This window comes from Actinomycetota bacterium (assembly GCA_035536535.1).
Classification (GTDB): Bacteria; Actinomycetota; JAICYB01; order JAICYB01; family JAICYB01; genus DATLNZ01.
Genome location: DATLNZ010000027.1, coordinates 1 through 10579 on the forward strand (window position 1 = coordinate 1; position 10579 = coordinate 10579).

General features: G+C 69.6%; 7 protein-coding genes. 3 read left to right on the plus strand and 4 right to left on the minus strand.

Translation table 11 applies throughout. The features are described 5' to 3' along the window. The coding region (locus VNE62_02025) for a UvrD-helicase domain-containing protein (GenBank protein ID HVE91066.1) at nt 1-889 on the minus strand (889 nt) is incomplete at its 3' end. A 155-nt stretch (nt 890-1044) separates the two neighbouring features. On the opposite strand from VNE62_02025, the gene VNE62_02030 reads away from it, so the two are divergent. Further along, a complete protein-coding gene (locus VNE62_02030; GenBank protein ID HVE91067.1) occupies nt 1045-1893 on the plus strand; it encodes a HemK/PrmC family methyltransferase in 849 nt (282 codons plus the stop codon). Then, nucleotides 1863-2879: a non-homologous end-joining DNA ligase gene (gene ligD, locus VNE62_02035; GenBank protein HVE91068.1), complete on the plus strand. Its 1017-nt coding sequence runs from the start codon at nt 1863-1865 to the stop codon at nt 2877-2879. Before VNE62_02030 ends, ligD begins: the two co-directional genes overlap by 31 nt. A 12-nt stretch (nt 2880-2891) precedes the next feature. Here the strand turns inward: ligD and VNE62_02040 are convergent, their stop codons facing one another. From VNE62_02040 to VNE62_02050, 3 genes are all read right to left on the minus strand, one after another. Continuing rightward, complete coding sequence (locus VNE62_02040) at nt 2892-3593, minus strand: transglycosylase family protein (GenBank protein ID HVE91069.1); 702 nt, start codon at nt 3591-3593, stop codon at nt 2892-2894. Nucleotides 3594-3667: 74 nt separating this feature from the next. Continuing rightward, nucleotides 3668-5569, minus strand: coding sequence for a class I tRNA ligase family protein (locus VNE62_02045; GenBank protein ID HVE91070.1), 1902 nt, complete (start codon nt 5567-5569; stop codon nt 3668-3670). Between the two features lie 217 nt (nt 5570-5786). Further along, on the minus strand, nt 5787-8045 hold the full coding sequence (locus tag VNE62_02050; GenBank protein HVE91071.1) for a hypothetical protein: 2259 nt from the start codon (nt 8043-8045) through the stop codon (nt 5787-5789). A gap of 269 nt (nt 8046-8314) precedes the next feature. Between VNE62_02050 and VNE62_02055 the strand changes: the two genes are divergently transcribed. Next, nucleotides 8315-10579: adenylate/guanylate cyclase domain-containing protein (locus VNE62_02055; protein HVE91072.1), on the plus strand; the 2265-nt coding region annotated here is incomplete at its 3' end.

Sequence of the window (10579 nt, forward strand, 5' to 3'; positions counted from 1 at the left end):
CGTCCAGCTTCAGCGTCTCCGGCTGGACCAACGGACGACTGAGCCCCGCCACCGCGTTCTTCGTCACCACAGCCATCCTCGAGTCGCCCTTGATCCGCGCCACCTCGGGCTCGTCGATCGCAGTCACCTCGAACCCCGACACCAGGGAGGCCGTCGTCGCGAGCGTGACCGTCTGCTCGCCCAGAGAGGGCAGGACCTGTTCTATGTAGCCCAAAAAGGCCGGGCTGGGCCCTACCAGCAGAACCCCCCGCTGCTGGAGCAGCGCCCGATGCGTGTAAAGCATGTAGGCCGCCCGGTGCAGTGCGACGGCGGTCTTTCCCGTCCCCGGGCCCCCTTGGACGATCAGCACCCCTTGAAGGGGAGCACGTATGACCTCGTCCTGCTCGGCCTGGATCGTGGACACGATGTCGCGCATGCGTCCGGTCCGGGACCGCTGCAGGGCCTCCATCAGAGCTGCCTCTCCCACCAGCACCATCCGGCCATCGGACCGGGGGGCGTCCAGCAGTTCGTCGTCGATCCCCGTGATGACCGGGCCGCGGGTCATGAAGTGCCTTCTTCGCGACAGGCCCATGGGTGACTTCGGGGTCGCCCGGTAGAAGGGCTCGGCGACAGGCGCCCGCCAGTCCACGACCACAGGCTCGTGGGTCTCGTCGTGGACCCCCACCCGTCCTATGTAGAACGTCTCGTGGTCACACCGGTCGATGCGCCCGAAAACCAGCGCCTCGTCGCCCAGATCGAGCTCGGCGAGACGCCGCAGCCCGCTGTCGACCAGGATGTCGCGCTCGAGTTTGGCCGAGGGGGTGGATCCCGCCCCCCAGCGCATCAGGTCGGCCGGGATCCTGCGCGCAGCCTGAAGCATCTCCTCCAGGCGCGCCCGGGCCCGGTCCACGTAGCGTTGCTCACGTTCTATCTCCGGATGGATGACACCACCTCCTCGGCCATTCGACCGCGCAGTATGCGGGAGCGGGGGCCCTTGTGGGAAGGGGGGTGGGTTCGGGTAAAATAGAGATGTACCCGCGGCGCCAGCGGCTATGATCCGTCGCTGTGAAAGCCTTCGATCTCATCGACTCCGGGCGCAAGCGCCTGCTGCAGTCCCCCGAGGTCACCCGGCGTGGCGACGAGCGGGACCAGGCCGCCCAGATGCTCGAACGGGCTATCGGGCTCGTCCCGGATGACGACGACGAGGTGCCGGCGGCCGCGGTCCGGCGCTATGAGCGGCTCCTCGATCGCCGCGCGTCCGGAGAGCCGCTGGCGTACATCCTCGGGTACATCGAGTTCCGCCACCTGCGCCTGGGAGTGCGGCCGGGGGCGTTCATCCCGCGCGGCACGTCGGAGTTCTTGGCCGAATCGGCCATCCGGCGGACCCGCGGCAGGCGCGATCCCATCGCCATCGATCTGGCCACCGGCGTCGGTCCCGTGGCGCTGTCGGTCGCGGAGGCGGTCCCGGGGGCCGAGGTGCACGGGACGGACCTGGCGCGCGAGGCCGTCCTGCAGGCGCGTCGCAACGCGCGCGAACTCGCCCTGGACAACGCCTCGTTTCACTGTGGCGACCTTTTCGCGCCCCTTCCCCGTCGGCTGCGGGGAGGGACGAACGTCATGACCGTGCACCCGCCCTACGTGCCGCGGCACGAGGTCAAGCTCCTGCCGGCGGAGATCCGCCGGTTTGAGCCCGTGGACTCTCTCACCGACCGCTCCCCCGACGGCCTCGGGCTCGTCAGCAGGGTCGTGGCGGAGTCCGGCGAGTGGCTTACGTCCGGAGGGTGGCTGCTGATGGAGGTCCACCCCTCGGACACCAGGGTCATCTCGCGGATGCTGCGCGACGAAGGGTTCGGCGACGTCCGAAGCGTCAAGGGGCCGCTGAAATGGACGCGCGTGGTGACGGCCAGGGCGTGAGCCCCCGCGCCGGCCGCCGCTGGCTGGACGAACTGCCCCGGGACCTGCGCGCCCTGGTCCGCCGCTCCCCTCATCCCGACTGGCTCACGCCGATGGCCGCGACCCTCACGCAGGACCGATTTTCCCACCCCGGGTGGATCTTCGAGCGGAAGCTCGACGGGATCAGGTGCCTGGCCTTCAAGAAGGCCGGCCGCGTGCGCCTGCTGTCCCGTAACGCGCTGCCGCAGAACGCCGCCTACCCGCACATAGCCGAAGCGGTGGGGGCCCAGGAGGTTGAGGACCTGGTCCTGGACGGAGAGGTGGTGGCAACGAGAGGCGGCGAGTCGGGCTTTAAGCTGCTGCGGGGAGCCGGGGGGCCGAGGGCCACGGTGGCGCTCCACGTCTTCGACATGCCCCATCTGGAGGGGCATGACTTGACCCGGCTCCCGCTTCTTCAGCGCAAGGCGCTATTGGAGGCGATCGTGCGCTTCGACGCGCGGATCCGCCCCGTGGACCGCGTCGTGGGTGACGGCGAGAGCCTGTACCACCGCGCCTGCGACGAGGGCTGGGAAGGCGTGATCGCCAAGCGGGCCGACAGCGTCTACGTCCAGAAGCGGTCGCCGGACTGGCTGAAGATGAAGTGCGAGGCGACGCAGGAGCTGGTCGTCGGCGGGTTCACCGATCCCCGGCGCAGCCGCGTGGGTTTCGGCGCCCTCCTAGTCGGCCACTATGACGGCGACGACTTCGTATTCGCGGGCAAGGTCGGGACGGGTTTCGACAATCGGCTGCTCGTCGAGCTGCGCGACAGGCTCGGGCGACTTCAGATCCCGAAGCCGCCGTTCACTATGGGGGCCGGGATACCACGGGCTGCGGTGTGGGTCCGTCCGGAGGTGGTCGTCCAGGTCGCCTTCACCGAGTGGACCGTGCACGGAAAGCTGCGGCACCCGCGGTTTCTGGGCCTCCGGGAGGACAAGCGACCGCGGGAGGTCGTCCGGAAAGGGCCCTAGAGGGGGCGCCGGTTAGGCGCAGCCCCAGGGCCGCCAGCCCTCGGACTGGAAGAGCTTCCAGGCGATTGCAGTCTGCTGCGCGGGGCTGGCGTCGCGTGGATCGCCTGAGCCGCCGCTGCGGGTCCAGGTGTCCCGGTGGAACTGCCACAGCCCCAGGTACATGCCGTTGGAGGACGTTATCCGGGGATTGAACGTGCCTCCGGTCTCACACGACACGACGGCCAGAGCCTTGTTGTCGTCGCCCGGCCAGGCCTGAGCGATCTCGGCCTTGACCTGTTCTTTGTTGTACGAAGTCTGCTTCGGTGCACTCGTAGCGGCGGCCTTCTTGGGCGCCGCGGTGGGTGCCTTGGTGGCCGCGGCCTTTGGCTTGGGGGCGGTGCTGGCCTTGGGCTTCGCCGTGGCCGGACGGGCGGTCTTCGCAGGGTGGCTGTGGGGCTTGGCCGTCGTGGCCCTTGGGGACTTCTTGGTGGTCGTCGCGGTCTTCGGCTTGGGCTTGGACGCGGCAAGCGACATGGCCACGACCGGTGTTTCGACGGCAGGTTCGGGGGTCGCTTCGACCGCCGGCTCGGGGGCCGGGGTTTCGTGCACCTCCGTCACGAAAGGAGCGGGACCGGAGATGGAACGGACCACATGGGCCCGGGGCTTGTGGAGTCCGGCGAGCCCGCCGCCGCTGAGGACGAGCGAGACCAGAACCGGATACAGGAGTCGACGCACGGGTCCGAGTCTATCCGACCGAGGGGGCCCCGCCACCATTCGTCGCGAACACCTGTTCGCCCCCCCCGTACGAGCTAGGACACGATGTTGATGAGCCTGTCGGCAACGTGTACGACCCTGCTCGGCTCCCGGCCGGACATCGCCCGCGCCACCTTCTCCAGGCACATGGCCGCCGTTAGGACCTCGTCGCGCCCGGCTCCGACTGGGACCGTGACGCTGTCGCGTGTGCGGCCGTCCACCTGGACCACGACCTCAACCTCCTCGACGGCGCAGGCCGATGGATCCCAGTCGGGCCAGAACTGCCTGTGCACGGAGTAAGGGCCGCCGATGCTCTCCCACAGTTCCTCGGCCACGTGCGGGGCGAACGGCGCCAGCATCAGGACCACGTCCCGCCTCGTCGCCGCCCACTGGTCCGAAGTCATCCGCGCGGACTCACGCCCCGCCCAGCGCACCAGCTCCATCAGCGCCGAGATCGCGGTGTTGAACTTGCCGGCCTCGATGTCCCCGGTGACACGCCGGATCGTCCGGTCGACCGTGCGGGTATCCGTGCCCGGCCCCGGGACGTGGTCCGACGTCACCAGCCTCCACGCGCGCGACAGGAACCGGGCGGCCGCCGCTACGGTGTCCTCCGAGTACTCGACGTCGTCGGACCAGGCGCCCAGGAACAGCAGTCCGACCCGGACGGCGTCAACCCCGTAGCGCCCGATCGGCTCCTCGGGCGCGATCACGTTGCCGCGGCTCTTGGACATCTTGGCCCCCGACTGGATGACCAGCCCGTGGAAGCTCAGCCGCGGAATCGGCTCGCGGGCAGTCGTCAGCCCCAGGTCGTGCAGCGCCATCGACACGAACCGGGCGTACAGGTGGTGCCGTCGGACGTGCTCGGGCCCGCCCTCGTAGCGGTCCACCGGCATGACGCGTGCGATGCGGGCGGTGTCCCAGGGGCGGTCGTCCAGATCGGTGCACGGGTAGCGCAGGAAGTACCAGGACGAGTCCACGAACGTGTCCAGCACGTCTGTTTCGCGCTGCGCAGGCCCTCCGCAGGAGGGGCAGGAGGTCCGGACGAACTCCTCGCATGCGGCCAGGGGGCCGCGACCGGTCCCCGACGGCCGGATCTCGGCGATGTCCGGCAGGACGACCGGCAGGTCGCAATCCGGCACCCGGACCTCGCCGCACCCCTCGCAGTGGACGATCGGGATCGGCGGTCCCCAGAAACGCTGCCGGGACACCAGCCAGTCGCGCAGCCGGTACCGGACGGAGCTTCGTCCGTCCCCGTGTTCGTCAACCTCCTCGGAGCGGCCGATCCAGTCCCGCTGCGCGCGCTTGGCCCAGTCGGGCCAGTCCAGGGCGTCCAGGCCCCCGGACAGCTCCTCGGCGTATGCGGTCGTGCGCAGAAACCACTGGCTCATCACCTTCTCGGCGACCTCCGAGCCACACCTTTCGCAGCGGTCGGCGTCCACCTGCTCGTACGCCAGCACGGTCAGGCACGAAGGACACCACAGCGCCGGAGCCTCGGCCCGGTAGGCCAGCCCGGCCTCGTGCAGGCGCAGGAACACCCACTGGGTCCATCGGTAGTAGTCGGGATCTGACGTGGACAGCACGCGCGACCAGTCCCACCCCGCGCCGATGGACTCCAGCTGCCGCCTGAAGTTGGTCGTGGTCTCCGCGATCAGATCCCGCGGGTGGCGACCGGACTTCAGCGCATAGTTCTCGGCGTTTATCCCAAACGAGTCGAACCCGATCGGCTGAAACACCTGCCGCCCGCGCATCCGGTGGTAGCGGCCGACGACGTCGGCGCCCGAGTAGGTCCGGACGGCGCCGACGTGCAGGCCGGCCGCCGACGGGTAGGGAAACTCGACCAGGTTGTAGAAGCAGCCGCCGGGAGCCGCCAGGTCCGCCTCGTACAGCCGGTCGCCGGCCCACCTGTCACGCCACTTCGACTCCACTGCCGCGGTGTCGCAGGTCCTGCCTTCGTCCATAAAAGCCCTCCCGTCGAATCCAGCCCAACGAAAAACCCCCCGGCCGGATCGGCACGAGGGGTCGGCGAGCGCCAGAACCGCGGCGCCCGCCGCTACGTAAGAAGGAGGCTGCAGGAGAAGGGCTTCATGGACTCCATCGTCACACCCGAGTCAACTGCCCCGGACGCAGCCACCGCTCCCTGTCGATCGCAGGGAGCGGTGGTCACGCGCGATGAGGCTACCCCAGCACGACCACCAGGACGACCCTGTCGCTGCCCACCAGGCCGGACCCACTCGTCGCTATCGCGTCGATGGTCTGCCGGCCGGGGCTGGTCGCGTTGTAGGTGAACTGGTAGGTGCTGCTGGCCGCGTTGTAGGTGACGAGGTTCGGGTCGACGCGCTGCCCGTTGACCCTGAACTCAAAGGCCGACACGGCCGACGGTCCGGACGTGACCTTGGCGCGCAGCGTGATCGGTCCCAGCACAGCCGGCTCCTCCGGCCCAGCGGGGATCTCGTTGCCGTACGCGTAGGTGTGTCCGGGGGACGGCTTCAGGAACTCGACCTCCGGGACGCTGGCGTCCACCAGCCAGGAGATCGTCGCCGGTGACGGGTCCACCTTTCCCGTGGGGCTGGTCGACCGGACGGAGAAGGTGTGGGTGCCATCCTGCAGGCCCGAGTACGCGGCGGGCGAAGCGCACGGACCGAAGGCGCCTCCGTCCAGCGAGCAATCGAAAGCAGCCTCAGGATCGGTGGACCGGAAGGAGACGTTCGCGGTACGGGACGTGGTCGCGCCGGAGGGTCCGGAGACGATGCTGGTGTCCGGGATGGCGTCCTCGACGAGCGACACGTGGAGGTCGAGCACCTCGGGCGGGACCCCCACCATCGGGCTGACCTTGGTCCTGAACCCCTCGGCCCGCACGACGATGTAGTAGCAGCCCCTGGCCACGTTCCAGCCGTAGATGCCGTTGGCGTTGGTGATGAACGGGTTGACCCTCGGCTCGATGAGCCCCGACAGCGGGTCGGACGGCTCGCTGAGCGACGGGTCCGATGGCGGCGGCTGGGTCCATCCCTGCGACGACCGCGTCAGAGGCGTCTGGCAAGTGGTGGGGTCGTCGTCGGCAAACGTCTCGGGCGTGTAGGTCGGGACGCGGTACAGCGTGACCTCGGCTCCCGGTATCGGGATCTCAGGAGTCGTGGACGACGACGCCGAGGAGGCGGACATCGAGTCGGTCGAGGAGGCGGACATCGAGGCCATCGGAACATCCATGGCCGACGCTCCGGATGCCGGAGGCACGTACTTGGAGATCAGTCCCGTGGGGTCGTAGAGCTCGATCCCCCCCAGCACGTGCTCCGCCGAGGTGGCGCCGCAGGTCCAGAAAACGCTGATCGGACCCTCGACCAGCTCGGCGGCGGGAATGGTCGCCGTGAAGCTCCCGCTGCCCGGAGGCGTCTCGAGAGCCGGGTAGGGGGTATCCCCCAGCAGGACGGTCACTGACTGTGGGGAGACGGACCCGGTGCACGTGGGACGGGCGATGACCGTGAGGTCGGACCGGTCGTGGTTCGGGATCGCGAAGACGCGCTTGCCGTTGCCGTCCAGCATCGTGCTGGAGGTCTCCGAGACGACCTCGAACTCCGGCTCCCCCGGCGCCGGCGGCGCCGTGACCAGAAGATCGGCGGTCCCGCTGAGGCCGCCGCTGAGGCCGGTCACGGTGTGGGGCACGGGCAGGTCCACGTTGCAGGTCGCCCCGACGCAAGCGCCGTCGGGCTGGATCGAGAAGATCGTGGAAGAAGTGACGTCGGTGCCCAGAGAGTTGCCGAACTGGTCGGCGGTGTGGGCCACGTAGGTCTGTGAGGCGTCGACCCCGATCGTGGTACTCCTGGGACTCAGGGCCAGGCTCGCCGTCGAACCGGGAACCTCCTTGAGCCATCCGAAGGAGGTGGGGCTTGCGGACCCACAGGGGTGGATGTCCGCGATCACCGAGGTGGAGGCTGGGTCGTAGCAGAGGGCCCCCTGAGCCAGAGGCGTCCCCTGGGCCGGCCTCACCGAGACGCCGCTGAAGCGGACGGTGTTCTTGTTGCCGGCAGCGGCGCTGGACGAGCAGACGAAGAACTGAATCGCGCCGGGCGCCGGAGTCACTGCGATCTCGCTTGCTCCACCCCCGGTGCACGCGGCAGTGGGCCAGATCTTGAACGAGTTCTGGCTTGGATAGGCGGCCGATGTCTTGATCTGGACCGACTTGGCGGCCGTGCGGTAGGCGAACCCGGAGGGGGCGCTGATGATGATGCTTCCCGCCCCGATCTGGCCCGCCGCAGACTCCTGCAGCGTCGGCCCCTTGAGCGACGTCCAGGCGCCGCTGGCAAAGGTGTCGGCGGAGATCGACTCGCCGCCGGTCGCGGCGCGGACACGGGAAGGGTCACCGTGTGTCGCGGCCGCCGGTCCCCCGGTGAGAAAAAATGACCCGATTGCAAGCACGAAAATGCAGATCTTCCTGTTCATTGCGCCCCCAGCGTTTGCGGAGTCCGGAAACCGGTCTCCAGTTAGATTCGCCATTGTGGCCTTCTTTCCTCCCGAAGTCCAGACATCCTTGGTGCCTTCCAGGCCTGGTCCACGGCGGGTTGATCACCCGGGCCGGGGACGCGGCTTGTCCGCATTGTGACGCGGGAGTGACCGGCGGTCTGTGGCAGAGTGCACACTCAGCGGGTGCAGTTTTGGGCTGGGCGGCCGGCCCTCCAGTCCAAGATGGCCGCAGCTGGAGCGCTTGAACGATGGACCTCCTGTCGCCGTACGTCCCCAGGCTCCTGCTGGAGTGGGGGCAGTCCCAGCCAGCAGAGGCGTGGCGAGAGGTCGACGCGACCATGGTGTTCGTGGACGTCTCCGGCTTCACGGCGATGTCCGAGCGGCTCGCGCGGCGGGGCAAAGTCGGCGCCGAAGAGGTCATGGCCGTCATCAGCACGACCTTCGAACAGCTGCTGGAGGTCGCCTACGGCGTCGGGGGCGGGCTGCTCAAGTTCGGCGGCGACTCCCTCCTGTTGTTCTTCTCAGGCGAAAGCCACGCGGCCCGTGGCTGCTTCGCGGCCGCCGGGATGCGCAGGACGCTGAGAACGGCCGGCCGGATCACGACCTCAGCGGGCAAGGTGACGCTCAGGATGTCGGCCGGTGTCCACTCGGGGACCTTTCACCTGTTCCTGGCCGGCAACTCCCACCGCGAGCTGGTGGTCACCGGTCCGGGCGCCAGCGCCACCGTGCGGGCGGAGTCCGGAGCCTCGGCCGGCGAGATCCTTCTGAGCGCAGGGGCCGTCCGCGCCGCCGATCCGCGCCTGCTCGGCGAGCCGCGTGAGGGGGGGAGGCTCCTTGGGAAGGTTCCGGAGGCACCACCTCCCGTCCCGGCCCCCCCGGTGTCAGGAGAGTCCGTCGCGAGGGTTTTCGTCCCGCAGGCGATCCGGCGGCACATCGAGGGCGGCGGAGCGGAGGCCGAGCACCGGACGGTCGCGCTGGCGTTCGTGAAGTTCTCGGGGATCGACACGCTCATTGCCAGTGAAGGCCCGGCGGAGGTGGCCGGGCGGCTGGATCAACTCGTCACGTGCGCCCAGGAGGCGGCGGACGATCACGAGATCACGTTCCTGTACACCGACATCGACAGCGACGGAGGCAAGGTCCTGATCTGCTCGGGAGCCCCTCGCACGTTCGACAACAACGAGGAGCGGGTCCTGCGCGCGGTGCGCAGGGTGATGGACTCCGGAGTCCCGCTGGCCCTGAGGGCGGGCATTCACCGAGGACACGCCTTCACCGGTGACGTCGGCCCCCCCTACCGCAGGACGTACACCGCCATGGGCGACGTGGTGAACACGGCGGCGCGGGTGATGTCCCACGCGGCGCCCTCGGAGATCCTGGCGACGCGCGAGGCACTGGACTGCTCGGCGGCCGAGTTCGAAGCCGCCCAGACGGAGCCCTTCCGCGTCAAGGGCAAGTCCGAACCGCTGGTCGCCTGGCGGGTCGGAAAGCTCGCGGGCCTGCGCAGGCGACAGGAGGACGCTCCCTCGCCGCTGGTCGGGCGGGAGCCGGAGATGGCACCTCTGCTATGGGCGCTTCAGTCCGCTCGTGAAGGGACCGGCGGGTCGCTGGCCGTGATCGGGGAAGCGGGAGTAGGCAAGTCGCGGCTCGTCCAGGAGCTGCAGGCGGGGGCCGAGGGCGTGCGGACCCTGTCCGTTTCGGCCGAGCAGTACCAGCGCAGCACCCCGTATCACTGCTTCGGCAGGTTGCTGGCCGCCGCTCTGGACCTGGACGCCCGGAACCCCGAGGCACTCACGGAGCGGACGTCGGCGCTGGCACCGGAGCTGCTCCCCTGGCTTCCACTGGCGGCCCTGGTGCTGGACGTGCCCGTGGAGCAGACGCCTGAGGTCCGGCGGCTGGACGACGCCTCGCGCGCCGCGCGCCTGCGGCAGGTGGTCGTCGAGCTGATGCAAGCGGCACTGCCGGGCCCGAGCCTTCTGGTCATCGAGGACGCCCAGTGGCTGGACGAAGCGTCCCGAGAGCTATTGCGACACGTGGAGGCCCAGTCGGGCCGCCCGTGGCTTTTTGTGGTGGCCGGACGTTCCGCCGCGGAGGCGGCCGGTCGCACCACCGTCAAGGTCGGACCGCTGCCGCACGCCGACGCCGCCGCGCTGGCGAGATCCGCGGCCCAGGGACGGCTGCTGCCGGCGGCGTCGGCGGCGCTCGCGGAAAGATCCGGCGGCAACCCCTTGTTCCTGCTGGAGCTGGTGGCCGCCTCGGAGCCGGGGGCCGAAGCCCTGCCGGACAGCGTCGAGGCATTGATCGCCTCCCGCATCGACCTGCTTCCCCCTCGAGACCGGACGCTGCTGCGGACTCTGTCGGTGCTGGGCGCCTCATTCGACGCAAAGCTTCTGTCCACGCTGGGCGACGAGGTCGGTGAGCCGTCATGGCGCCGGCTGCAGGGGTTCGTCCGGCGGCGGGGAGGGACCTTTACGTTCACGCAGGCGCTGTTCCAGCAGGTCGCCTACGAAGGCCTGCCC

Excerpts from the sequence above, each read along its gene's own strand:
- ligD (HVE91068.1), top strand. The coding sequence starts at position 1,863 with ATGGACGCGCGTGGTGACGGCCAGGGCGTGAGCCCCCGCGCCGGCCGC.
- VNE62_02050 (HVE91071.1), bottom strand. The coding sequence starts at position 8,045 with ATGAACAGGAAGATCTGCATTTTCGTGCTTGCAATCGGGTCATTTTTT.
- VNE62_02045 (HVE91070.1), bottom strand. The coding sequence starts at position 5,569 with ATGGACGAAGGCAGGACCTGCGACACCGCGGCAGTGGAGTCGAAGTGG.